25 protein-coding genes are annotated in these 23,481 nt (G+C 70.6%); 11 read left to right on the top strand and 14 right to left on the bottom strand.

Annotation, left to right across the window (positions count from 1 at the left end; translation table 11 throughout):
• The first annotated feature begins 33 nt into the window (after positions 1–33).
• Together ACIBG4_RS01545 and ACIBG4_RS01540 are read left to right on the top strand one after the other, a co-directional pair.
• Positions 34–747 (top strand): SDR family NAD(P)-dependent oxidoreductase, encoded by a 714-nt coding sequence (locus ACIBG4_RS01545; protein ID WP_397200194.1) that lies wholly within the window; start codon positions 34–36, stop codon positions 745–747.
• 60 nt (positions 748–807) lie between these two features.
• Entirely contained in the window at positions 808–1,179 is a 372-nt protein-coding gene (locus ACIBG4_RS01540; protein WP_397200193.1) for a YybH family protein, read from the top strand.
• 49 nt (positions 1,180–1,228) lie between these two features.
• On the opposite strand, the gene ACIBG4_RS01535 is transcribed toward ACIBG4_RS01540, so the two are convergent.
• Genes ACIBG4_RS01535 through ACIBG4_RS01520 form a run of 4 tightly spaced genes read right to left on the bottom strand, consistent with a single transcriptional unit; the run spans position 1,229 to position 4,527 of the window.
• Positions 1,229–2,287, bottom strand: coding sequence for a spore photoproduct lyase family protein (locus ACIBG4_RS01535; RefSeq protein WP_397200192.1), 1,059 nt, complete (start codon positions 2,285–2,287; stop codon positions 1,229–1,231).
• Positions 2,284–3,036, bottom strand: a complete 753-nt coding sequence (locus ACIBG4_RS01530; RefSeq protein WP_397200191.1) for a DNA-formamidopyrimidine glycosylase family protein — start codon at positions 3,034–3,036, stop codon at positions 2,284–2,286. Before ACIBG4_RS01530 ends, ACIBG4_RS01535 begins: the two co-directional genes overlap by 4 nt.
• A gap of 52 nt (positions 3,037–3,088) precedes the next feature.
• Positions 3,089–3,817 carry an ABC transporter permease gene (locus tag ACIBG4_RS01525; RefSeq protein WP_397200190.1) on the bottom strand — a complete coding sequence of 243 codons (729 nt, stop codon included), beginning with the start codon at positions 3,815–3,817 and terminating at the stop codon, positions 3,089–3,091.
• The gene (locus tag ACIBG4_RS01520) at positions 3,814–4,527 is read right to left on the bottom strand and encodes an ABC transporter ATP-binding protein (RefSeq protein ID WP_397200189.1); all 714 of its coding nucleotides are present in this window, start codon (positions 4,525–4,527) and stop codon (positions 3,814–3,816) included. Before ACIBG4_RS01520 ends, ACIBG4_RS01525 begins: the two co-directional genes overlap by 4 nt.
• A 131-nt stretch (positions 4,528–4,658) precedes the next feature.
• Between ACIBG4_RS01520 and ACIBG4_RS01515 the strand changes: the two genes are divergently transcribed.
• Positions 4,659–5,786, top strand: coding sequence for a sensor histidine kinase (locus ACIBG4_RS01515; protein WP_397200188.1), 1,128 nt, complete (start codon positions 4,659–4,661; stop codon positions 5,784–5,786).
• Positions 5,787–5,790: 4 nt separating this feature from the next.
• Complete coding sequence (locus ACIBG4_RS01510) at positions 5,791–6,438, top strand: response regulator transcription factor (protein WP_310711807.1); 648 nt, start codon at positions 5,791–5,793, stop codon at positions 6,436–6,438.
• Positions 6,439–6,526: 88 nt separating this feature from the next.
• On the opposite strand, the gene ACIBG4_RS01505 is transcribed toward ACIBG4_RS01510, so the two are convergent.
• The 4 genes from ACIBG4_RS01505 to ACIBG4_RS01490 are packed head-to-tail and all read right to left on the bottom strand — an operon-like array spanning position 6,527 to position 11,725.
• Positions 6,527–8,638 carry an alpha-galactosidase gene (locus ACIBG4_RS01505; RefSeq protein WP_397200187.1) on the bottom strand — a complete coding sequence of 704 codons (2,112 nt, stop codon included), beginning with the start codon at positions 8,636–8,638 and terminating at the stop codon, positions 6,527–6,529.
• 11 nt (positions 8,639–8,649) lie between these two features.
• Positions 8,650–9,507: a carbohydrate ABC transporter permease gene (locus tag ACIBG4_RS01500; protein ID WP_397200186.1), complete on the bottom strand. Its 858-nt coding sequence runs from the start codon at positions 9,505–9,507 to the stop codon at positions 8,650–8,652.
• Positions 9,504–10,418: a carbohydrate ABC transporter permease gene (locus ACIBG4_RS01495; RefSeq protein ID WP_397200185.1), complete on the bottom strand. Its 915-nt coding sequence runs from the start codon at positions 10,416–10,418 to the stop codon at positions 9,504–9,506. The genes ACIBG4_RS01500 and ACIBG4_RS01495 overlap by 4 nt, the downstream gene beginning before the upstream one ends.
• Complete coding sequence (locus tag ACIBG4_RS01490) at positions 10,415–11,725, bottom strand: ABC transporter substrate-binding protein (protein ID WP_397200184.1); 1,311 nt, start codon at positions 11,723–11,725, stop codon at positions 10,415–10,417. Before ACIBG4_RS01490 ends, ACIBG4_RS01495 begins: the two co-directional genes overlap by 4 nt.
• A gap of 201 nt (positions 11,726–11,926) precedes the next feature.
• On the opposite strand from ACIBG4_RS01490, the gene ACIBG4_RS01485 reads away from it, so the two are divergent.
• Positions 11,927–13,069, top strand: a complete 1,143-nt coding sequence (locus tag ACIBG4_RS01485) for an ROK family protein (protein ID WP_397200183.1) — start codon at positions 11,927–11,929, stop codon at positions 13,067–13,069.
• 33 nt (positions 13,070–13,102) lie between these two features.
• Positions 13,103–14,830, top strand: a complete 1,728-nt coding sequence (locus ACIBG4_RS01480; RefSeq protein WP_397200182.1) for a beta-galactosidase — start codon at positions 13,103–13,105, stop codon at positions 14,828–14,830.
• Positions 14,831–14,938: 108 nt separating this feature from the next.
• Here ACIBG4_RS01480 and ACIBG4_RS01475 read toward each other — a convergent pair whose 3' ends face one another.
• The 3 genes from ACIBG4_RS01475 to ACIBG4_RS01465 all read right to left on the bottom strand — a co-directional run bounded on the left by ACIBG4_RS01475 (position 14,939) and on the right by ACIBG4_RS01465 (position 17,514).
• A complete protein-coding gene (locus ACIBG4_RS01475) occupies positions 14,939–15,616 on the bottom strand; it encodes a 4a-hydroxytetrahydrobiopterin dehydratase (RefSeq protein WP_397200181.1) in 678 nt (225 codons plus the stop codon).
• Positions 15,617–15,691: 75 nt separating this feature from the next.
• Complete coding sequence (locus ACIBG4_RS01470; RefSeq protein WP_397200180.1) at positions 15,692–16,207, bottom strand: DUF4396 domain-containing protein; 516 nt, start codon at positions 16,205–16,207, stop codon at positions 15,692–15,694.
• 155 nt (positions 16,208–16,362) lie between these two features.
• The gene (locus ACIBG4_RS01465; RefSeq protein WP_397200179.1) at positions 16,363–17,514 is read right to left on the bottom strand and encodes an NAD(P)/FAD-dependent oxidoreductase; all 1,152 of its coding nucleotides are present in this window, start codon (positions 17,512–17,514) and stop codon (positions 16,363–16,365) included.
• A 151-nt stretch (positions 17,515–17,665) separates the two neighbouring features.
• Here ACIBG4_RS01465 and ACIBG4_RS01460 point away from each other — a divergent pair, with 151 nt between their 5' ends.
• The 3 genes from ACIBG4_RS01460 (at position 17,666) to ACIBG4_RS01450 (ending at position 19,295) form a co-directional block, all read left to right on the top strand.
• A complete protein-coding gene (locus tag ACIBG4_RS01460; RefSeq protein ID WP_397200178.1) occupies positions 17,666–17,875 on the top strand; it encodes a heavy-metal-associated domain-containing protein in 210 nt (69 codons plus the stop codon).
• A 101-nt stretch (positions 17,876–17,976) separates the two neighbouring features.
• On the top strand, positions 17,977–18,351 hold the full coding sequence (locus tag ACIBG4_RS01455; RefSeq protein WP_397200177.1) for a BlaI/MecI/CopY family transcriptional regulator: 375 nt from the start codon (positions 17,977–17,979) through the stop codon (positions 18,349–18,351).
• Entirely contained in the window at positions 18,348–19,295 is a 948-nt protein-coding gene (locus ACIBG4_RS01450; protein ID WP_397200176.1) for a M56 family metallopeptidase, read from the top strand. Before ACIBG4_RS01455 ends, ACIBG4_RS01450 begins: the two co-directional genes overlap by 4 nt.
• A gap of 70 nt (positions 19,296–19,365) precedes the next feature.
• On the opposite strand, the gene ACIBG4_RS01445 is transcribed toward ACIBG4_RS01450, so the two are convergent.
• The 3 genes from ACIBG4_RS01445 to ACIBG4_RS01435 form a co-directional block, all read right to left on the bottom strand.
• On the bottom strand, positions 19,366–19,989 hold the full coding sequence (locus ACIBG4_RS01445) for a DUF305 domain-containing protein (protein ID WP_397200175.1): 624 nt from the start codon (positions 19,987–19,989) through the stop codon (positions 19,366–19,368).
• 75 nt (positions 19,990–20,064) lie between these two features.
• Entirely contained in the window at positions 20,065–20,532 is a 468-nt protein-coding gene (locus ACIBG4_RS01440; RefSeq protein ID WP_397200174.1) for a hypothetical protein, read from the bottom strand.
• A 174-nt stretch (positions 20,533–20,706) separates the two neighbouring features.
• Complete coding sequence (locus tag ACIBG4_RS01435; RefSeq protein WP_397200173.1) at positions 20,707–21,345, bottom strand: TetR/AcrR family transcriptional regulator; 639 nt, start codon at positions 21,343–21,345, stop codon at positions 20,707–20,709.
• Positions 21,346–21,406: 61 nt separating this feature from the next.
• Between ACIBG4_RS01435 and ACIBG4_RS01430 the strand changes: the two genes are divergently transcribed.
• Complete coding sequence (locus tag ACIBG4_RS01430) at positions 21,407–22,075, top strand: class I SAM-dependent methyltransferase (protein WP_397200172.1); 669 nt, start codon at positions 21,407–21,409, stop codon at positions 22,073–22,075.
• Between the two features lie 153 nt (positions 22,076–22,228).
• A complete protein-coding gene (locus ACIBG4_RS01425; protein ID WP_397200171.1) occupies positions 22,229–23,446 on the top strand; it encodes an FAD-dependent monooxygenase in 1,218 nt (405 codons plus the stop codon).
• Positions 23,447–23,481: the final 35 nt, after the last annotated feature.

Genomic DNA, 23,481 nt, shown 5'->3' with positions numbered 1-23,481 from the left:
TGGAAGCATCCTCAACCACCAGAGAAGGTCATCATGAACAACCACGGTCAGAAGGTCGCGGTCATCACCGGTGCGTCGCAGGGCATCGGGGCCGGCATCGTCGAGGCATATCGCCACCTGGGCTACGCCGTTGTTGCTGTCTCCCGCACCATCGCTCCCTCGGACGACCCCGGCGTCGTCACCGTCCAGGGCGACATCGCCGACCGTGTCACCGCCGAACGTGCGACAGCCGCGGCCGTCGAGCGATTCGGCCGCGTGGACACCCTGGTCAACAACGCGGGCATCTTCGTCGCCAAGCCGTTCACTGACTACACCCTCGATGATTACGCCGTGGTGACCGACGTGAACCTCGACGGCTTCTTCCACTTCACCCAGCTCGCCATCGCGCGCATGCTCACCCAGGGCGGCGGCCACGTCGTCAGCATCACCACCAGCCTGGTCGACAACCCCGACTCCCGGGTCCCGTCCGTGCTGGCCTCACTGACCAAGGGCGGCCTGCAGGCCGCCACCAAATCCCTCGCCATCGAGTACGCCACGCGCGGCATCCGCGTCAACGCCGTCTCACCGGGGACCATCAAAACCCCCATGCATGCGGAAGAGACCCACGAGGCCCTCGCGGCGCTGCATCCGGCAGGCCGGATGGGTGAGACGAAGGACATCGTGGACGCGGTCGTCTTCCTGGAGAACGCCCCCTTTGTCACCGGCGAAATCCTCCACGTCGACGGCGGCATGAGCGCCGGCCACTGACCGGGGACCACTCACCGAGCCCAACCATGTGAGTCCCGTTCCAGCGACAGGAGAAGTCTGATGACCAGTGACATGGACCGGGAAACGGTCCTCCGCGACGTCCTCGACCGGTGGAAGGCCGGCATCGACGCGCACGAACCCCAGCAGATCGCGGCCCTGTTCACCGAGGACGCGATCTTCCAGGGGCTGCACCCCTACGACGTCGGGCGGCCGGGTATCGCCGCTTACTATGCCTCCCAGCCACCCGGCTTGACGGCCGCGTACCGCATCCTGGAGACCAGGGCGCCCGCTGACGACCTCGTCCTCGGTTACCTGGCCGTCGACTTCTCCTTCCGGGACCGCCCCACCCTCCACGTCTACCTCAGCGTGCTGGTGCGGCGGATCGAGGAGGGCTGGCTCATCAGCCATTACCAGGTCTCCCGGCTCGACTGAGGAACGACACCTGTGTTGCGCGGCCTGGCCGTCGCTGAGGTTCCGGCTCTCAGAAGGCGTAGCGAATGCGGCAGTAGGGGAGCTTGGCGGCGAGCAGGTCGGTGAGGGCGGTGACATAGCGCCCCTTGTGACCGTTGCGGTAGCGGACGTTCCAGCCGCCCGTCTCGGAGCGCTTGGCCTGCTGAAGCTCCGGCCGCCACAGCACCTCCTCCGCCTTGGGATGCCAGCCCAGGTTGACCTGGTGGAGCCGGTCGTTGTGGGTCAGGAAGATCACCTCGGCGGCGAGCTGGGCACGGGCCTCGGGAGACACCGAGTCGTCGAGCCGGTCCAGCAGCTCGGCCCAGTCCTCCAGCCAGCCGTCCCGGACCACCACCGGGCTCAGGTTGACGTGGACCTCGTAACCGGCCGCCACGAAGTCGTTGATCGCGTCGATGCGTTCGGCGATGGGGGAGGTGCGGATGTCCAGCAGCTTGGAGTCGGCGGCGGGCATGAGGCTGAAGCGGATGCGCGTGTGCCCCCGCGGGTCCCAGTCGAGCAGGTCGCGGTTGACGTACTTGGTGGCGAAGCTGGCCTTGGCGTTCGGCAGGTCACGGAAGAGCTCCACCAGGTCCCGTACGTTCTCGGAGATCATGGCGTCGACCGAGCAGTCGGAGTTCTCGCCGATGTCGTACACCCACAGACGGGGATCGACCTGGTCGGGCTCGGGCTTGTCGCCCTGGCGACCGGCATGCCGCCGCAGATAGCCGGCGATCTTGTCGATGTTGGCGAACACCGTGATGGGGTTGCTGTAGCCCTTGCGGCGCGGCACATAGCAGTAGGCGCACGCCATCGCGCAGCCGTTGGCCGTGGACGGCGCGATGAAGTCGGCCGAACGGCCGTTGGGGCGGGCGGTCAGCGACTTCTTGACGCCGAGCACGAGCGCCTCGGTCTTGATCCGCACCCAGCGGGCCACGTTCGCCTCGTCGCCGTACAACTGCGGGATGCGGTGGTGGCTCTCGACTTCGACGATCTCGGCGCCGGGGAATCGAGCGAGGATCTGCCGCCCACGCGGCAGGACGGCCGCCTCGGGCTCGACGTAGACACGCCGGATGTCGAGGAGGCCGGTCAACGGCACTCCTGCTGTTCCATGGGGCAAGAATATGCGGTCCTGGAAGCGAGTTGCCAGGTCAGGACGGGTGCGCCGCAGCTGCGGCAGTGCTCGCGCCGGTACACCCAGCGCTCCGAAGGCGCCTCCGGGTCGCTCACCACCTGCCCGGCGTCCCGGCCGAGAGCGAGGTACGTGACCGCGGTGTCCCAGAGCCGCCCGGCGGCTTCCGGGGAGACGCCGCGGGCGTTCGGGTGCAGGCCGACGAGGAAGAGCAACTCGGCCCGCCACGCGTTCCCGATCCCCGACCACACTCCCTGGTCGAGCACGGCCGCGCCCACCGGCCCGGTGAAGGCCGTCAACCGGGCCACGGCCTGCTCCGGAACGGCGTCCGCGCGCAACGGATCGGGCCCGAGCGAGCCCCGCAGCGCCGCCACCTGCGCCGCCGACAATGCCTCACAGCGGGACGGGGCGATGAGGTCGTAGGCCACCTCGTCGGTGGCCAACCGCAACCGCGTCCCGGGCCGCGGCGATGTGCCCGGAACGTCGTACCGCAGGAAGATCCCCCGCATGCCCAGGTGCACGTGCACGGTGGGGGTGTCCTCGAAGTGGTACAGCAGGTGCTTGCCGACCGCCTCCACTTCCGTCAGCATCCGCCCGTCCCACGGCCGCGCGTCGAACCGCCCCTGCGGCCCCGACACGCGCACCGCTCGCCCGGCCAGGTCCGCCCGCTGTTCAGCCGCGTGACGGTGAATGAGATGTCCTTCCGGCATGCCCGGGGACGTACCCCCTGAGCCGGTGGGTGCCCTCATCATCGATGTGCTGTCATTTCACTTCCTTGCGCGACACACGGGCAGTGCCGAGCAGCAGGGGAATGACGATCCACACGGCGGCCGAGGCGGCGAGGCGGGCGGGGGAGATGTCCGCCCAGTCGCCGGTGGCGAGCGGCGCGATGGTCCTGTTGAGGTCGAGCCATCGCGCGAGCGTCTCGCCGGCGCTTCCGAGCATGGCGACGGCGTTCCACACGCCGGTGCTCGCCAGGTGGACGACGATCGCGGCCGGGGCGTTGAGCAGCAGCGTGCCCAGGGCCACCCCCATCAGGGTGAAGAGCACGTTGGCGGCCGTCCAGCCGGCCATCGTCGTGGGCGTGGCGTTCCAGTGGGCCGGGACGTGCTGCACGGCGCTGGTCAGCGCGGTCGCCGGAACCGCGACGAGCATCGCGAGCAGGCTGGCCACCACGGCGGCGAGTGCCGGCGGGACCACCTTGGCGGCGATCACCCGCCACCGGCGTGGTTCGAGGGCGAAGGTCGTGAGTGCCGTGCGGTGGCTCCACTCGTTCGTCACCGTGAGGATCCCGAGCACCGGCAGGAGGGTGGTGTAGCCGATGCCGGCCGTCCAGATCAGCCATCGCAGATCGGGGCCGGCGTACAGGCCGCGCCCCGCGATCGCCGCGACGGTCAGGCAGAGCAGGACCGCGGTCAGGACGACGGCGCTGCGGGTGTCGAAGAGCTTGCGGGTCTCGACGGCCAGCAGGCGGTGGAAGGGGACGGTCATGCCAGGCTCCGATCGGCGTTCGCGGTCAACTCGAGGAAGGTCTGTTCCAGGCCCCGGCCGCGGTTGAGCTCGGCGACGGTCCCCTGGAGGAGGACCCGGCCGCGGCCGATCACCACGACGTGGTCGGCCACCTGCTCCACCTCGTGCAGCAGGTGGGAGCTGAGCAGGACGGCGCAGCCCGCGTCGGCCAGGTCGCGCAGCAGCGCGCGCATCCAGTGGATGCCCTGCGGGTCGAGGCCGTTGACCGGCTCGTCGAGGACGAGCGCGCCGGGCTTGCCGAGCAGCGCGTGCGCGATGCCGAGCCGCTGTCGCATGCCGAGGGAGTACGAGCCGACGGCACGCCGTGCCTCCGCGCGCGTCAGGCCGACCAGGTCGAGCATCTCGCCGACGCGCGCCCTGGGCAGTCCCAGCGCGATGGCGCCGAGGGTCAGGGTTTCGCGCCCGCTGCGGCCCGGATGCAGGGCGCCGGCGTCGAGCAGCGTGCCGACCTGGCGGGCGGGACGCTCCAGCTGGTGGTAGGGGAGCCCGGACACGGTGGCCGACCCGGAGGTGGCCCGGCCGAGCCCCACCAGGATGCGCAGCGCGGTGGACTTGCCCGCGCCGTTGGGACCGACGAATCCCGTGACGCTGCCCGGCTCGACGGTGAAGGACACGTCGTCGAGCGCCTTCACGTCCTTGTAGCTCTTGGTGACATGGTTGAACTCGATCACGTGGCCAAGTGCATCGCGAGAAGGGCGGCTGCCTCATCGGAGGCAGGGCGACGATCGGATAGACCCAGGGTGGTACGGCGATCGACCCGGGTCGCTAGGGGCACGGCCGCGGCCTTCCTAGGCTTGGGCGCGTGCACGACTGCCCCGACCATCGACCGCCCCTCGACCGGTGGGGCAACACGCTGCGCCATCTCGCGGCCTTGGCGCCGATGCTCTTCTTCGGCGCGATCTGGGTCTGGGTCGTCATGAAGAATCCGGAGCGGCTGCCGCGCGCCCTGCTCGACGCGGGGCCGAGCGTGCTGGGGCTGGTCCTCCTGCGGTGGCGGCACCGGTGGCCGTGGCAGATCGCCGCGGTGACCGCGCTGCTGACCGCCCTGTCCAGCATGGCGACCGGCCCGGCCCTGGTGGCGTACGTGTCCCTGTGCACGCACCGCCGCCGGCGGCAGATCATCCCGCTCGCGGTCCTGCTCTGGACGTGCATGTGTCTTCAGTCGGTGCTGGGCGGCACAGCGCAGCACGCCGTGATCAGCCTGACGACGAGCACCGCGATCCTCGGCGGGCTGACCGTCCTCGGCCTCTACCTGCGTTCCCTGCGCGACGCGGAGCTGGCCGCCGAGCTGGCGGAGCAGCAGCGCATCGCGCAGGCCAAGCTGGCCGAACGCATGAAGATCGCCCAGGAGATGCACGACGCCCTGGCCCATCGCATGTCGCTGCTGGCGATGCTCGCCGGCGGCCTGGCCTACCGCACCGACCTCGACCCCGAGCAGACCCGGCAGACCGCCCAGGCCATCCAGCAGAACGCCCACCAGTCGCTGAACGAGCTTCGCACCGTGCTCGGCACCCTGCGCTCCGACGGCGCCACCGCGCCGCCGCAGCCGACCCTGGCCGATCTGCGGGAGCTGTTCCACGAGGTACGGGCCGCCGGGCAGAAGATCGTCGTGACCGACACCGTCGAGCAGCGCGACCTGTTGCCCACGCAGACCGGGCGCAACGCGTACCGGGTCGTGCAGGAGGCGCTCACCAACGCGCGCAAGCACGCGCCGGGGAGCAGCGTGGTGGTCGAGCTCGACGGACGGCCGGGCGACGCGCTGCGTATCCGCGTGACCAACCCGACGCCCTACGGCGCGTCCGCCGGTCCCGGTGGCCGGCTCGGCCTGGTGGGCCTGGGCGAACGGGTCCGGATGGCGGGCGGCACGATGGCGCACGCCCACCACGACGGACGCTTCGTCCTCGACGTCCAGCTGCCGTGGAAGGCTTGACCCCGTGATCCGAGTGGTGATCGTCGACGACGACCCGATGGTGCGGACGGGCCTGCGCCTCATCCTGGGCGGCGAGTCCGACATGGAGATCATCGGCGAGGCGGGCGACGGCCGTGAGGCGACCGGCGTGATCCGCGAGCTGCGGCCGGACGTCGTGCTGATGGACATCCGTATGCCGGGCCAGGACGGCCTGGCCACGACCGAGACGCTGTTGTCCTGGCCGGAGCCGCCGCGGATCCTCGTGCTGACCGCCTTCGACGCCGACGACATGGTGCTGCGGGCGCTTCGCATCGGTGCCGCCGGGTTCCTGCTCAAGGACACCCCGCCGGCCAGGATGGTCGCGGCGGTCCGCGCCGTGGCCGCCGGCGAGCCGGTGCTGTCGCCGAGCGTCACCCACCAGGTGATCGCCGCCGCCACCGGGGGCCACGAGCCGCGCCGCGAGGAGGCCCAGCGCGAGCTGGCCACGTTGACCGACCGCGAACGGCAGGTCGCCGTCGAGGTGGCGAAAGGCCGTTCCAACACCGAGATCGCGCAGCAGCTCTACATGAGCGTCGCCACGGTCAAGGCCAACATCACCCGTATCTTCGCCAAGCTCGGCACCGACAACCGCGTCCAGGTCGCGATGAAAGTCCGCGATGCCGGCCTCCTCTGAGCAGGAGGGCGACGGCGAGACACCACCTCGGCAGCCGGGCGGGCGTCGTGCTCGCACGCCCGGGCGGCTCGGATCGCCTGCGACCTGATCAGCGGCTCCTGGCGACGACGTGGACCAGCACGGATTCGTCGGGGAACAGCGGCGGCACGGCGATGCCCGAGCCGGCCAGCGCGGAGCCGGGCAGGGCGAAGTCGCCGGTCGTCCAGGCCGGGGCGGTCCCGTGCGAGGTCACGGGCATGAGCGGGCGCACCGAGTAGACGGTCGCCGGGTCGAGCCCGGGCAGCCGGAGCCGGCCCGGCGGCCAGGTGGACGGGCGGTCCAGCATGGCGATCTCGTAGACGGCCTCGGAGGCGTCGGCGGCGACGACGCCATAGGCCTGCACACTCTCGGGAGCGTCGTCCACGCGGACCACCACGCCCGTGTGCAGCAGGTGGCGGTGCCGTTTGTGCAGGGCGACCCACGAGGCCAGGTCGTCCAGCTCGCCGTCGGTGAGCGTGGTGAGGTCCCATTCGATCCCGTAGTGACCGAAGAACGCGGTGGCGGCCCGGAAGGCGAGATCGTGGCGGCGACCGGTGGTGTGGGAGCGGCCGGCGCCGATGTGGCTGCCGATCAGCTCAGGCGGCAGCAGTTGCCCGGTCCAGCGCATGATCTGCCGGCGCTCGGCCGGGTCGATGCAGTCGCTGGCCCAGACGCGGTCGGTCCGCTCCAGGATGCCGAGGTCCACCCGGCCGCCGCCGCCCGAGCAGGACTCGATCTCCAGGCGCGGGTGCTCGGCCCTGATCTCGTCGAGCAGCCGGTAGACGGCGTGCGTCTGGGCGTGGACGGAGGCCCGGCCGCCTCTCGCCGTGGAGCCCGCGTCCACGAGGTCGCGGTTGTGGTCCCACTTGATGAAGTCGAGGTCGTACTCGCCGATCAAGGCGAGCAGCCGCGTCCTGACGTACGCGTACGCCTCGGGGTTGGTCAGGTCCAGCACCTGCTGATCGCGGGCGAGCGGCGGCAGGCGGTCGCCGGTCTGCATGATCCAGCCGGGGTGGGCACGGGCCAGGTCGGAGTCCGGATTGATCATCTCTGGCTCGAACCAGAGCCCGAACTGCATGCCGAGCTCCCTGACCCGCTTGACCAGCGGCGTCAGCCCGTCCGGCCAGACGGCGGCGTCCACGGTCCAGTCGCCGAGCCCGGCCCGGGCGTCGCGGCGGCCGTGGAACCAGCCGTCGTCCAGCACGAACCGCTCGACCCCGACCCTGGCGGCCCGGCCGGCCAGCTCCAGCAGGCGGTCGAGGTCGTGCTCGAAGTAGACGGCCTCCCACGTGTTGAGCATGACGGGCCGGGGCCCGGACGGGTGCGCGGGCCTGGCGCGCAGGTGCTCATGGAAGCGGCGGGCCGCGGCGTCCAGGCCGCGCCCGTAGGTGGCGTAGAGCCAGGGGCTTTCGTAGCTCTCACCCGGCGCCAGGATGATCTCGCCGGGCAGCAGCAGCTCGCCGCCGCCCAGCATGGTCCGGCCGCTGGAGGTGCGCTCGGCGTAGTGGCGGTGGTTGCCGCTGAAGCCGACGTGCAGGCCCCAGGCCTCGCCGCGCCGGAAGCCGAGGTCGGAGGTGCCCGCGAACAGGACGGTGGCGGCGTCGGGGCCGGTCCTGCCGCGGCGGTTCTCGCGCAGGTGGATGCCGGTGGTGAGGGAGCGGCGCTGCGGGATGCGCTCCTTGGCCCACCGCCCGGCCTGGTCGAACAGGTCCGTGGGGGTGCCGGGCACGGGGAAGGCGAGGTTGAGCGTGTCCAGGTTGTAGGGGGACTCGGACTGGTTGCGCAGGTCCGCGCGGGCCCGCAGGAGGCCGGAGTCGCCGAGTTCGATGACGATCGTGAGGCAGAGGAGGGCGTGCTCGTCCCTGGCGGTGGCGGTGAGGGTCTGCCCGGTCCGCCGGTAGACGACGCTGGTGAAGGCGGGGGACCAGTTCTGTCCCAGGTGATGCCCGGACAGGCCGGGCAGGCCCATCCAGCCGGTACGCGCCTCGGGCACCAGCGGGACCCGTACGGGCACGTCGACGCCGGCGTCGAGCCGCGGACGGAGATCGGCCGTCAGGTGGGCCAGCGCCGCGTCCTCGAGCGGGCCCAGGTCCGGACCCCAGTGCAGGATCGCCGGCAGGGCATCGGGCGGACACTCGATCACCACGGACACGCCGGCGGCTCTGAAGTGCAGAATCTCCATGGACGGCTGTTTCATCCTTTCAGTCCTCCGCTGAGCAGGTCCAGCCGCCAGAAGCGCTGCAGGGTCAGCAGCAGGACGATGAGCGGGATCACCGACACGGCGGCGCCCACGATGGCGATGCCGTACAGGGTGGGCTGGCCCGAGCCCTTGCTGAGCACGGTGTACAGGCCCACGGTGATCGGGAACTTGGTCTCGTCCGACAGCATGATGTAGGGCAGCAGGAAGTTGTTCCAGCTCCCGACGAACTGCAGCAGGAAGATCGTCACCATGCCGGGCACCATCATGGGCAGCCCGATCGAGCCGAAGATGCGATACTCGCTCGCTCCGTCGATCCTGGCCGCCTCCATCGTCGTGTCCGGGACGGAGGCCATCGCGTAGACCCTGGCCAGGTAGATGCCGAACGGGGAGATGAGGCTCGGCAGCAGGACCGACCAGTAGCCGCCCACCAGGTCGAGCTCGGACATGAGCAGATACTGCGGGATGGCCAGCGTCATGCCGGGCACGAGGACGCCGGCCAGGATGGCGTAGAACAGGACGCTCCGGCCGCGAAACTCGTACTTGGCCATGGCATACCCGGCCAGCGCCGAGATCAGGGTCGAGGCCGCGGCGCCGGCGATCGCGTACAGGGCGCTGTTGGCCGTCCACCGCAGGTAGAGGCCGTTCCCGTAGGTGAACAGGTCGCGCAGGTTGTCCAGCAGGCCCGTTCCCGGCGCGAAGGTGAACGTCGAGAACAGCTCGCCGCTCGACTTGGTCGAGGCCACCAGCACCCAGGCGACCGGCACCAGGCAGTAGATCGAGCCGAGGAGCAGGACGACGGTGGGCAGGATCTGGGCGCGCCGGTGCGCGAGCACGCTGTTGGCGGCGCTCATTGCATGCCTCCGAACGCGCGCTTCTGGGTGACCTTCAGGAGCACGACCGAGACCACGAGCGTGCCCACCGCCAGCAGGACGGAGGCGGCCGAGGCCAGCGCCAGGTCGTCGCGGACGAAGGCGTCGCGGTAGATGTGCATCAAGGGCACCCAGTCTCCGGAGATCTCCGGCGTCATCGGTTTCACGGTGGTCGGCTCGCCGTACACCTGCAGCGTTCCGATCAGCGCGAACAGCCCGGTGAGCACGAGGGCCGGCGCCACCAGCGGGATCTTGATCCGCCAGGCGATCTGCCATTCGGAGGCGCCGTCGATGCGCGCCGCGTCGTACAGCTCCGGCGGGATGCCGCGCAGCGACGTGAAGATGATGATCATGTTGAAGCCGACGCCGCCCCACACCGCGATGTTGGCCAGCGACGGGTAGATGCCGCCCGCCCCCAGAAACGGGATCTCGCCCAGCCCCAGCTCCCGGGTCAGGTAGCTGAAGGGGCTGGTCGAGGGCAGGTACATGAAGCCCCACAGCAGCGAGGCCGTCACGCCGGGTACGGCGTACGGGACGAAGATCGCCGTGCGCGAGAACCTCCTGGCCCGCGAACCGGCGTGGTCGAGGAGCAGGGCGAACAGCAGCGCCAGCCCGAGCGTGAGCGGCACGCTGATCAGGCCGTAGATCGCGAGCCTGCCGAAGCCGGCGAAGAACTCGGGATCGGTGAGCGTCTTGACGTAGTTGTCGAGCCCGACGAAGACCTCTTCGCGCGTGCCGAAGATGCCTTTGCCGGTCAGTCTCAGGCCGCGCGCGCTGAGGTGGATCGCGTAGCCGATGGGGACCGCCAGGAAGGCGACGAAGAGCAGCACGGCGGGCGCCACGAAGAGATAGGGAGCCCGGGACCTGCGCTCCGCCCTGGGCAGGGCGGTCATGGGCCGGCGACCTTGAAGCCGGTGGTCTTCATGTCCGCCACCACGAGGTTGTGCGTCTTCGTCAGCGCGTCCCGCAGCGGCGTGTGGTCACGGACCGCGGTGGCGACGGCGTCCTGGTACGCGCTGCTGGCGGTGCTGACGTTCGGGCCCCAGCTGATGTGCGGAATCGTGTGCTGGGCCGCCTTCGTGGCGATGTCCCAGTAGTCCTTCTGGTTCGCCGTGAGCTTGGGCGGCGCGCTGGTTGTCGCGGCCTGCTGCCCGGCCAGCGACGCCGGGTACTCGCCCAGCTCGATCTGGACAGCGTTCGCCGCCTTGTCGGTGTTCATCCACTTGGCGAACGTGGCCGCGGCCTCGGCGTGCTTGGAGGTCTTCGTGACGGTCAGCGCGGACCCGCCCTGGAAGGCCACCCGGTCGTCGCCCGCCTTCCACTGGGGAAGCGGCGCGATGGCCCAGTCGCCCGCCTGCTTCTCCGCGATGCCGTACAGCACGCCCGGCGCCCACAACGCGCTCGGCCAGGTGAGGATCTTGCCCTGGTTCAGCTTGTTGTTCCACTCCGGGGTGAGCAGCGGCTCGGCCTTGACGAGGTCCTTGTCGATGAGCCCCTGCCAGAAGTCGGCCACCTCGAGGGAGGGCTGGTCGGCGATCCCCACGGTCCACGTCTGGTCCTGGACCTTCCACCAGGACGCGCCGGCCTGCTGCGCCAGCCCGGCGAAGTTGCCGAACTCCGCGGGTGCGAAGGTCGCGAGGTAGGTCTCCGGGTCCTTCTTGCGTACGTCCGCCGCGACCTTCGCGAAGTCCTGCCACGTGGCCGGCGGCTCGATCTTCAGCTCCTGGAAGCGCTTCTTGTTGTAGACCAGCACCATCGGGCCGACGTCCTGCGGCACTCCGTACACCGCGCCGTCGAAGCTGGTCAGGTTCCACACTTCCGGGCTGAAGGCGGTCTTGACGTCGCCGGTGTGGGCGGAGATGTCGGCCAGCGCACCGGCCACGATCATGGAAGGCAGGGTGTCGTACTCGATGCAGGCGGCGTCGGGGCCGTTGCCCGCCCGGGTCGCCGTGAGCAGCTTGGCGGCGGTGTCCGTGCCGCCTCCCACGTCGGTGTGCTTGACCTGGATGTCCGGGTGGGACTTGTTGAACGCTTCGACCTTGGGCTTCTGAGTCGTGCCCCAGCACCAGAACTCCAGCGTGACCGGCCCTGCGGCCGCTGCCGGCGTGCTGGTGCTCCCCGACGTGCCCGACGAGCAGGCCGTGAGGACGGCAGCCGTGCTGAGCACCGCGATCGAGCCGGCGAGCCTCGTGATACGCATCCGTGCCTTCTTCCTACAAAGCGGACGAGCTTTGCAACAGAGCCAACCTAGGGAGAAGGTGAGAGGCATGTCACTACTTGTGCATAGATTTCGTGCGTGTTATGTGAACGCTTCGTGACGTGGCGGACATGCTAGCTTTGCCGCGAAATCAAGTGAGAGAGGCTGGCGCTGATGCGGGTGGAGCCCCAAGGATGGTGCGGCATGTGGGACGCCTTGCCCGACGCGGCACGCTCCATCGTCAAGGAGCTCATCATCCACGGTCCGCAGTCCAGGACCGCGCTGGCCAGGACGCTGCGCCTGTCCACCGGCAGCCTGACGCGGCTGACCAAGCCCATGGTCGACGCCGGGCTCCTCGTCGAAGGCGACGTGGTCCACGACCCGGTCAACGGCCGCCCGACCCGCCCGCTGGACGTGGCCGCGGGCGAGCACTGCTTCTTCGGCGTCAAGCTGACCGCGGACCGCGTCCACGCGGTCGTCACCGACCTTCGCGCCCAGATCGTCGCGGCCCGCGACGAGCCGATCTCCGACCACCGCCCCCAGGCCGTGTGCCGCCAGATCAGAGGGCTGCTCGACGAGCTGGCCGGCGGCGAGCGGACGCCGGTCGGGGCCGGCGTCACGCTCGGCGGCGACGCCCGCTCGGCGGTCCAGCTCGGCGGTGAGCGGCTGGTCGACTCGTCGTTTCTCGGCTGGCGGCAGGTCCCGCTCAAGTCACTGCTGGAGCAGGCTCTGGGCATCCCGTGCGTGGTCAAGAACGACGTGGCGGCGCTCGGTCACCAGCATCACTGGTTCGGGGCGGCCCGCGGGCTGCGCGACTTCGCGCTCGTCTCGATCGGGGCGGGAGTCGGCTACGCCCTGGTCGTACACGATCATCTGGTGACGGCGGCCGAGTCGGACCTCGGCATGTTCGCCCACCTGGTGCTGAACGCGGGCGGGCCGATGTGCGGGGAAGGCCACCGCGGCTGCGCCTCCGCCTACCTGGCCAGCGGGTCCATCGTGACCGCCGCCGGGCAGGGGCTGCGGCGGCCGGTGACGTACGAGGAGGTGATGCGCCTGGCCACGGAAGGCGACAAGGTGTGCCTCGGCGTCGTCACCGAAGCCGCGGACGCGCTCGGCAGGCTCATCGCCCACGTCGCGACGTTCTCCATGGTCAAGACGGTGATCGTGGCCGGTGAGGGTGTGGAGCTGGCCCGCGTCGCCAAGGACGGTCTCGACCGGGCGCTCAGCGAGAACCGGCGCGGCCAGGCGAACTCGGTCGACGTGCTGATCGAGGTGGACGACTTCCGCGAATGGGCCCGTGGCGGCGCGGTCGTGGCCATCCAGAGTTACGTAACCGGCAGCGACTGATCAGCGGCCGCGACACCCCCAGTTGGAGAGAGCATGTATTTCGGCGGAGACTACAACCCCGAACAATGGCCGGAGGACGTCTGGCTGGAGGATGTCCGGCTGATGCGGGAGGCGAAGGTCAACCTCGTCACCGTGGGGGTCTTCTCCTGGGCCCGGCTTGAGCCGTCGGAGGGCGTCCACGACTTCGGCTGGCTCGATCGCGTCATGGATCTGCTGCACGACAACGACATCCAGGTCAACCTGGCGACCCCGACGGCCTCTCCGCCGCCCTGGTTCGGCCTGGCCCATCCGGACGCGATGCCGGTGCGGGCCGACGGGACCCGGCTCACCCATGGCAGCCGTGACACGTACTGCGTCAACGCGCCCGCGTACCGGGCGGCCTCGCGCCGCATCGCGACGGTGCTCGCCGAGCGGTACGGCGCCCACCCGGCGACCGCCATGTGGCACGTGCACAACGAGTACGGCACGACCTGCCACTGCGATCACTGCGCCACGGCCTTCCGCGCCTGGCTGCGTGACCGGCACGAGTCCCTCGACGCGCTCAACGACGCGTGGACCACGGCGTTCTGGAGCCAGCACTACTCGGCGTGGGAGCAGATCATGCCACCGCGGGCCACCCAGTACCGGTCGAACCCCGCCCACCTGCTCGACTACCGCCGCTTCTGCTCCGACGCCCTGCTCGCCCACTACCGCGAGCAGCGTGACATCCTGCGCGTCCATGGGCGGCAGCCGGTGACCACCAATTACGTCATGGCGGGGTGGACGCCGCTGGACCACTGGAAGTGGTCGGCCGAGGTCGATCTCGTGGGCATCGACCACTACACCGACGAGCCCGGCGACGGCGGGCTCGCCCAGGTCGCCTTCGCCTCCGACCTGGCCCGCTCCTGGGCGCGCGGGAAGCCGTGGCTGCTGATGGAGCAGGGCGTCGCGGCCATGTACACCCCCGACGGGACGCTCCCGCTGGAGCCGGGAGAGCACGCGCGGCGCAGCCTGGAGTACGTGGCCCGCGGGGCCACCGGCGTGCTGCATTTCCAGTGGCGCGCCTCCCAGGGCGGGGCGGAGCAGTGGTACCAGGGCATGGTCCCGCACGCGGGCGCCGACAGCCGGATCTTCCGTGAGATCGCCGACCTGGGCCGGACGCTCGGCGCCCTTCCGCCCGCGGAGCCCGCCGAGGCCGCCGAGGCCGAGGTGGCCATTCTCTGGGACGACGAGGCCGCCTGGGCGCTGCGGAACCCGGCCCTGCCCGTGACCGGGATGGACTTCCGCGCGTCGGTGGAGCAGGCGCACCGGGTGCTGTGGCAGCGGGGTCTCGCCACCGACTTCGTCCACCCTTCCCACGATATTTCGCGCTATCGGGCGGTGCTGATGCCGTCCCTGTACCTGATCTCTGACGAGGCCGTCGCCAACCTCACCGCGTACGTCGAGGGCGGGGGCACCTTGATCGTGTCGTACTTCAGCGGCATCGCCGACCCCGATACCCGCGTCCGGCTGGGCGGCTACCCCGGCGCGCTGCGCGACCTGCTCGGCGTCCGCGTCGAGGAGTTCCGCCCCCTGACCGGCCCCGTCGCGCTGTCCGACGGGACAACCGGCGCCTTCTGGAGCGAGACCGTCCAGTTGACCGGCGCCACGGCGACCGTGACCTACGCCGGCGGCGGCCCGGCGGTCACCCGGCACCAGGCAGGCGCGGGCACCGCCTGGTACCTCTCGACCAGGCTGGACGCGTCCGGACTCGCGAACGTCCTGGCACAGGCCGGCCTCTGACAGCGGTGGGCGCGCGCTTCCGTCGACCCGTCATGCAAGGTCAGCGCCGACGGCCGCCTGTTCGTTCCGCACTCCCGGACGTGTCGCCGGCAGCGATGCCGGCTGCTCTCAGCGACGGGTCTGCCAGGTGCACAGGCAGGCCCGGTTGCCTTCGGGGTCGGCGAGCACCCAGAAGCTCGGCGCCTCCGCGTCGCTGACCAGCGTGCCGCCGGCGGCGAGCGCCGCGTCGATGCGTGGCTGGACCTGCGCGGGATCCACCCACACGTCGAGATGCCAGCGCTGGCGAGGTTCCTCGCTGTCGGACGTCTGGAACCACACGGTCGGCAGAACGTCGGCCGGGTCGCGGAGTTCGTCGCCGAAGTCGGGGCCGGACAGATGCTCCATCGCCAGCACCGCGGCCCAGAACGGCAGAATCTCCTCCCGGGCCGCGGTGTCGAGGGCGAGCTCGAGCCTGGAGACGTTCGAGGCTTCCAACTGAGCCCCGGCGTCGGCGGCGATGGAGGAGATGACGCGGGCCAACCGGATGTCGCGGTCCGTGACCGCGCGCTCGTCGTGACTGGTCAGCCGAACGTCTACGTGGGTGTAGCGCAGGTTGAGATCGGGATGATGATCCATCTCCTCGGCTGCCGCGCCGATGGCGTTGACGACCGACAGCCCGGCCGCGAAGTTCTTGGTGTGGATACGGGCCTGCAGACCGCCGAGCAGGTATGCCCACCCGTCCAGCCCTTCGTCCGCGATCTGCTGTCCGGTCAGTTTGCTCATGAGGCATCCTCGCATGTCGGGCATCCTGGCGACGAGCCGTACGGATCTTTCCCAGGAGCACGCCGGCGTTCTACGGGCCCGCATGGCGTGAGGCGGTCCTCAGTGGCCGTGGTGGTACTGGTGTGTCACCGCGTGACCCTTGCCGCGGGAGATCAGCCACTTGTTCACCGGTGTGGTCAGCACGAAGGCCACGAGCAACGACCCGGCCAGCGCCACCCAGAACAGCCAGTTGCCAAGACCCGCGTCCATGGCCCCAGGCACGATCAGCATCACCCCGTTGTCCAGGATCTCCATCATCGCGATGGAGATGGTGTCCGCGGCCAGCGCCACCTTCAACGCGGTGCGGAAGTCGACCCCGGCCCGCAGCACGCCGCGCATGGTCAGTGCATAGCCGAACACGAAGGCCAACGCCACGGACAGAACCACGGTGGCGAGATTGGAGAGGCCGGCGGCGGTGCCGATGACCATGCCCAGAACCTCGCCGATGGCGCAACCCGTCAGGCAGTGCAGCGTCGCCTGCGCAGCCATCGCCCAGGTGGCCGTGGGCGCGGTGTGGTGCTCGTGCTCCGCCGGCAGAGCGGGTTCCGGGGACGGATGGTGACCACTGTGGTCCATGATGAGGCTCCTTAGTAGTGGAGCCAGCATCATACGAGTACGGGGTATATAAAGAAAGTGGCTGAATGACGTCACAAGTCGGCTGTCACGGCGGTTTGGGGCTGGGCCGGCATGATCGCAACTCCTATAGGTCATAGTAGTGCCGGCGCGGCCTCCTAAGCGTCGCGAGCGGCGGTTTCGCGTGCCGTGATCGCCCGCTTGAGCTTGATCAGCTCCTTGGGGGAGTTGACGGCGACGGCGCCCACCAGCACACCGTCCCGGGCGAACGCCACGGCGAAGCGATCTTCTTCGGGTGAGCCGGTGACGATGCTCGCCGAGTCCGCGAGGTGCGGCAGCCCGGCCGTCTGGATGCGGGCGCCGTGCACATGGGTGGCGAAGTTCGGCACGTCCAGGAATGGCTGGGCGTTCTCCGGTCCGGTCAGGAGGTTGCGGGCGGCGACCGCGCCCTGCTCGTTGGCGTTGGACCAGTGCTCGACGCGCACCATCTCCCCGCCGAAGAGACCGTGCGGCCAGCGTGCGACGTCCCCTGCGGCCACGATGTTCTCGGTGTCCTGGGCGAACAGCGTCGGTTCGCACAGCACCCCGTCGTTCACGGCCAGGGCGCCGTCCAGCCATTCGGTGTTCGGCACCACGCCCATGCCGCCGACGACCAGGTCCGCGGCGAGGGAGCGGCCGTCGCCGAGCAGGACCAGGCCGCCGTCCACGGCGGTGACCCGCGCCTGGGTGATGAGCTCGACGCCGTTGCGCTCATGGTGCACGGCCAGCCAGCGCGAGGCCTCCTCACCCAGCCCGGCATGCATGGGGTACGGCGCGGCGTCGACCAGGGTGACCTTCCGGCCGAGCTGCCGAGCGGTGGAGGCCACCTCGCCACCGATGAACCCGCCGCCGATGACCACTACATGCTCATGTCCCGACTCCAGCTCCGCTCGCAGTGCCAGCGCGTCGTCGATGGTGCGGAGCCGGTGCACCCCGTCGAGCTGTCTCGGGCGTGCGCCGGTGGCGATGACCAGGCCGTCGTAGCCGAGCTCGGCGCCGTCGTCGAGCGTGACCGTCCGGCTTCGGACGTCGAGGTGTACGGCCTGCCGCCCACGCAGCCACTGGTCCCCGAGTTCCTCCGCGCCGGGGAGTGTGACGTCGTCGTCGCCGCGCAGCACGCTCTTCGACAGCGGCGGGCGGTTGTAGGGCACATGCGTCTCGGCGCCGACCAGCGTGACGTCGCCCTCGAAGCCCTCCCGGCGCAGCGCCTGCACGGCCCGGAGGCCCGCCAGGGATGCGCCGACAACGGTGATCCTGCTGAGTTCGCTCATGCTTCGACGATACCCATACGGGGTATCAAGTCCGCAATGTGACATGGGTCTCCCATGTCCCCGCCGCCTGGCCCTTGCCTCGGTGATCATCACGGCGTACCCTCTCGCATGACCGCTACCCGGTAGGGGTATGAACAAAGGAGGCATGGCGATGAGCACGAGCACGTACAAGGTGTCCGGGATGACCTGCGGCGGGTGTGCCGGCAAGGTGACGACCGAGATCGGCAAGCTCGCCGGGGTCTCCTCGGTGGATGTCGAACTGGCGACCGGCCAGGTGACCGTGACCTCGGATGGCCCGCTCGACGACGAGCGGATCAGGGATGTCGTGGAAGAGGCCGGTTACGAGGTGGTCGCCGGCTGAGCACCGAGCCGATCCTTGATCGGGGCTCCCCTCCACGTAGGCGCGGCGCCGCCCGGGCCACCGCGACAGCCGCGTCTACGATCGCCGGTAGCATCGGCGGCATGATACGAGGTCTGGGCGAGCTCGAGTCCGCGATCATGGATCGGATGTGGGCCCGACGCCGGCCGGCCTCCGTCCGCGAGGTGTTCGAGGACCTCAAGCAGGAGCGGACGATCGCGTACACCACCGTGATGACCGTGATGGACAAGCTGCACACCAAGGGTCTGCTCAAGCGCCGGCCGGTCGGCCGGGCGTACGTCTATGAGCCGGTCGCCTCCAAGGAGGCGTACACCGCCGACCTGATGCGCACTGTGCTCGCGGGCGGCGGCAACCAGGCCGCCACGCTCGTGCACTTCCTCGAGCGGCTCACACCCGAGGAGGCCGCCGCGCTGGAGGCGGCGCTGCAGGTCTTCCCGCCCAAGGGGCGGCCGGAATGAGCGCCGCCGTGGTCCTGGCGCTCTACACCATCGTGGCCGCGATCTGGCTGCCCAGGCCGGGCTGGGTCGCGAGCTGGGCGGACCGGGCGCCGCGGCTGGCGATCGTGTTGTGGCAGGCGGCGGGCGTGTCGGTGGTCGCGTCCGCCGTGCTCGCCGCGCTGGCCTTCGCCGTTCCCGCCGACATGGTGGGGCACGGTCTGGCCGGCCTGTTCGAGGTGTGTGCCGCCATGCTGAACGACGGTTCCGGGCTGAGCGCGGCGGGCGTGGCGGTCCTGCTCGTGGCGGGTGCGGTGCCGGCAAGGGTGGCCTGCTGCGGTGCGGTTGTCCTGCTCCGAGCCGGGATGGAGCGTCGCGAGCACGCGGCGCTGCTCGCCCTGCTGGGCCGGCGCGACGCCGGCCTGGACGCGATCGTGATCGACCACGAGGAGAGGCTGGCGTACTGCGTGCCCGGGAGGCGCGCCCAGGCGGTCATCACCACCGGTGCGCTGCGCACGCTGGCGCCCGAGCAGGTCGCCGCGGTGCTGGAGCACGAGCGGGCGCACCTGCGTGGCCGCCATCACCTCGCGCTCGCCGGTGCCGAGGCCCTGGCCAGGGCGTTTCCCGGCGTGCCGCTGTTCGAGCGGGGCAGGACGGAGATCGCCCGGCTGATCGAGCTGCTGGCCGACGACGTCGCCGCCCGCCGTCATCCCCGCGCGCAGCTCGCCGCCGCCCTGGTCCGCCTGGCCACCGGCCGGGCGCCTGCCGCCACGCTCGGCGCGGGCGGCGAGACGGCGCTCACGCGCGTGCGCCGCATGCTGAACCCCGAAGCGCCGCTCGCCCGCCGCGAGCGCGTCGCCGGGCTGCTGACGGTGGCGATGCTGCTCGCGGGCCCGGCGACGGTCGCGCTGGTGCCCGGCTTCAGCTCCTTCCTCGCCCACCACTGCCATTCGCTCCTCACGCTCTGACCCGCCGATTCACCTGCGGCGACAGGACCGCCGGCTGCCCGGGAGCGACCCGGGCAGCCGATGTTCATGCCTACAGCCGGGCGAGGATCTTCCTCATCTGCTCGACTTCGGCCCGCTGGGCGGTCTCGATGGTCCTGGCGAGCTCCTTCGCCTCCGGGTCGGAACCCTGTGACTGCTCGGTGCGTGCCATCTCGATCGCCCCGGTGTGGTGCAGGATCATCAGGTGAAGGAACTGCTTGTCGAAAGCGGTGCCTTCGGCCTTCTCCAGCTTCGTCATGTCCTCCTCGGACATGATTCCGGGCATGCCGTGGCTCATGCCGCCGGAGGGCATCGGCTTGCCCCAGGCGGTGAGCCAGCCCTGCATGGTCCGGATCTCCGGATCCTGGGCCGCTTTGATCTTCTCCGCCAGGTCCTTGACCGCCTTGTCCGCGGCCCGGGTGCCGGCCAGGTCGGCCATGTCGACGGCCTGCTGGTGGTGCGGGATCATCATCTGCGCGAACATGACGTCCGCGTCGTTGGCCACGGCCTCCGGCTGCGCGCTCGCCGTGGTCGTGGCGGGTGCGCTGCCGGACATGGTGGAGGCGTCGTGTCCGCCCATGGAGCCGTTGTCCGTGCCCCCGCACGCCGTGAGCAGGGCCAGCACGGCTCCCGACGTGATCACGGCAGCGAAGTTCTTCCTGATGTCGATGAACATGGTGCTCTCTCCGGTGAACGAGGTACATGGGCCTGCGTCCCGGCCGACCGCCCGGTCGTCCGGGGATGGCTCGGCCTAAGTACGCATCACCGAGAGGCTCGCCAGGGGCGGTGCCAGGCGGCGCGGAGGCGACCTGGCCACCCCGCCGGCCCAGGTTGTGCTGCCGGCGATCTTCCCCATCCACCGCCAGGCCGCCGCCTGTGCCGCCATGAGCAGCAGAACGACGACCGAGGACAGCACGGCCAGGCACACGACGGTCGGATCGAGCCATGGCGATGATCCAGAGCCGGCCGAGAGTCCGCCGGACGCGTCGGCGGACGGGATCGGCTCGATGGTGGTGCGGTGGATCGGCATCGTCTCGCCGGGCGCCGTCCTCGCCGCCTTGCCCGCGTCCGCCGGAGCGTGCGAACTCGAAGCGGTGGCCTGGCCGTGGTGCGAGGACACGTGCCCCAGCGTGTGCATGCCCCACACGCCCAGCGCGAGAACGACCGGCAGCAGCCATCGCAGCCAGGAAAGAGGCAGGCGCCGGGCCGATCCGCCCATGTGCCCCCTCCTCCCGCTGCCGCTGCCTGGTGTTCGAGAAACCGGCCACCCGTCATGGGCGTCGATCGCTGACAACTATGCCCGATAGTACTAGTGCGGTGCATCGGGCGGGCTCCCGGCCCGGTGGTCGGTCGCCGGCCTCGCGGCGGGCGGACGATCGTGACGTCCGCCCGCTCAGCCGGGATCGGCGCAGAGCTGGGAGGTCAAGGCGGTGCGGGCCCACTCCTCCCACCTGTCCGGCGACCAGTCGCGGTCGCGGACGAAGATCAGGTAGAGCTGCGGGCTGAGCAGGCCGAACAGCAGGTCCGCCGCCATCTCGACGGAGAGGCCGGGACGGGCGTCGGGCTTGCCGGCCAGGGCTTCGGCCGCCGCGTGCTGCACGGTGTAACGCGGGTCGGGGCCGTCCGGCCACTGCGCGGCGATCTCAGGGTCGGTGGCCGCGGCAGCCGCGATCAGCGGCATGATCGGGGCGACCCGGCCCAGGATCTCGCGGGTGCCGCGGACGTGCGCGCGCAGTTGCCCGGCAGCGGTGGGCTCGGCGCACGCGGCGCGGAACCACTCACGATCCATGGTGGCGACCGGCTCGGCGTCCCCGGCGATGGACGTGTCGACCACGTCCTTGAACAGCGTGCGCTTGTTGTGGAAGACGAAGTAGACCGTCTGGACGGCCACGCCCGCCCGGTCCGCCACTTCCTGCAGGCTCGTCGCCCCGTAACCCTGCGCGACGAACAGCTCGCGAGCCGCCTCGACGATCTTCTCGCGGGTGCGGCGTGAGCGCTCGGCTCGCTTGTCCGTCCGCTTGACTCCATCCATACAGCGAGTGTATCTCTAGTGCATGACACTAGAGTTCAACTCTAATAACTTGGAGCAGACGATGAACCAGCCCGCCGCCGCCCAGAGCCCCGACCTGGACCTGACCCCGACGCAGCGAGACCAGGAGGAGGAGTCCGTCCACCGCGCGCTGGAGGCCTACTACCGCACCGGCAAGGCACCGTGGGACACCGGCGTGACGCCGCCCGAACTGGTCGCCCTGGTGGAGGGGCACGGCGCGCTGCCGCCCGGCCGCGCTCTCGAACTCGGCTGTGGCACGGGGACCAACGCCACCTACCTCGCACGGCACGGCTGGGAGGTGACGGCCGTCGACCTGATCGACAGCGCCGTCGATCAGGCCAGGGAGAAGGCCGAGGCGGCGAGGGTGGCGGTCCGCCTCCTGCACGGAGACGCCACCCGCCTCGGCGAGCTGGACGTGCCCGGCCCCTTCGACCTGTTCTTCGATCTGAGCTGCTACTGCGGGATCCCGCTGCACCGCCGTGACGCCTACGCCGCCGGGCTCACCCACCGCGCCGCCCCCGGAGCCCGGTTGCTGATGTTCGGGTACGGCCCCGAGCCGCTCGGCAATCCGATCCCCGAGGTCAAGTCGTGGGCGGCGGGCGTCACAGCCGACGAACTCCGCGCCAGGTTCACCGGCTGGGAGCTGCTCGACGTCACACCGGGCACCAACCCGGTGCCGACCTTCTGGTTCACACTGCGCCGCGACGCCTAGCGATCTTCGGCCGCGGGTTTCCGCGCGGCATCTCGAACTGCCCTGGGCCGGTCATCTCCCCGGTCCGGAACGGCCTGCCGAAGTGACTGACCAATTGGACCATTTGGTCAGTTCGCCGTATAGCATGGCGGGGAGCCTAGGAGAGGAGCCGTCATGACGGAGGCGGGCAAGGGCGGGCGGGCCCTGGTGGTCGGACTCGGGGTCGCCGGCATCGCCACCGCGTTGCGGCTGTGCCAGGTCGGATGGCGGCCGGTGGTGGTGGAACGGGCGCCCGCGCGCCGCTCCGGCGGATACTTCATCGCTCTGTTCGGCGCCGGCGTCGCCTCGGCCCGGCGGCTGGGCGTGCTGGAGGCCATGGGCGACCGCGGCGGCCCCGGCGTCGTCTCCTACGACGTCGACCGCAGGGGGCGCCGCCGTCCCGGGATGAACCCCTTCGCCATGGCCGCGGGCCCCCGCCCGCTGTTGCGCGGCGATGTGGAGCGGGCACTGTTCGCGGCGTTGCCGGACGATGTGGAGATCCGCTACTCCACCGTGCCCACCCACATCGCCCAGGACGACTCCGCGGCGGAGGTGACCCTGCACGACACCGCCGCGGACACCACCGTCACCGAGCGCTTCGACCTGGTGATCGGCGCCGACGGGATGCGCTCCACTGTGCGCGATCTCGTCTTCGGCCCCGAGGAGTACCTGCACCCGCTGAACTACATGGTCGGCGCCACGGTGCTGGACGGCCCGGTCGACGGCTTCGGCCCGCACGAGGGCCTGGTCCTGGCCGAGCCGGGCCGTTCGGTGTGGGCCTTCCCGTTCGCCGATCACGCCCCGAGCCTGCTGTTCTCCTACCGCACCCACGACATCGACGCCGAGTTCCGCCGCCCGCCGATCGAGTCCATCCGCGCCGCCTTCGGCCCCGAACCCACCGGCCCGCTGCTGGAGGGGCTGCTGACGCGCTATGAGCGGGCCCCCGACACGCTGTTCGACTCGGTGCACCAGGTCAAGATGCCGCGCTGGCACCGGGGCCGGGTCGTCCTGATCGGCGACTCCGCCTGGTGCGTCACCCTGTACGCGGGCATGGGCGCCTCCAGCGGCCTTGCCGGCGGCGAACTGCTGGGCACCATGCTGCAACGCCACCCCGGCGACGTGCCCGGCGCGCTACGGGCCTGGGAGACGCAGATGAGGCCCTTCATCCACCTCCAGCAGGACAGCGCCCTGCCCGGACGCCGCATCTTCACCCCGCACGACCGCAAGGAGCATCTCCTGCGTGCGGGGATGATGCGCGTGATGCGGATGCCGGGCGTGGGCAGGGCCATGGGCAGGAGGATGTTCAACAACAAGGACATGCAGGCCAAGAACATCGACGTCGCCGCTCCCTGACCGGTTCCGGGCCGGGAAGCCGGCCGAGTCGCCGT

Source organism: Nonomuraea sp. NPDC050383 (assembly GCF_044459125.1).
Lineage (GTDB): Bacteria > Actinomycetota > Actinomycetes > Streptosporangiales > Streptosporangiaceae > Nonomuraea.
Note: the sequence above shows the minus strand (reverse complement) of the source record. Positions and strands in the feature narration are given on the sequence as shown.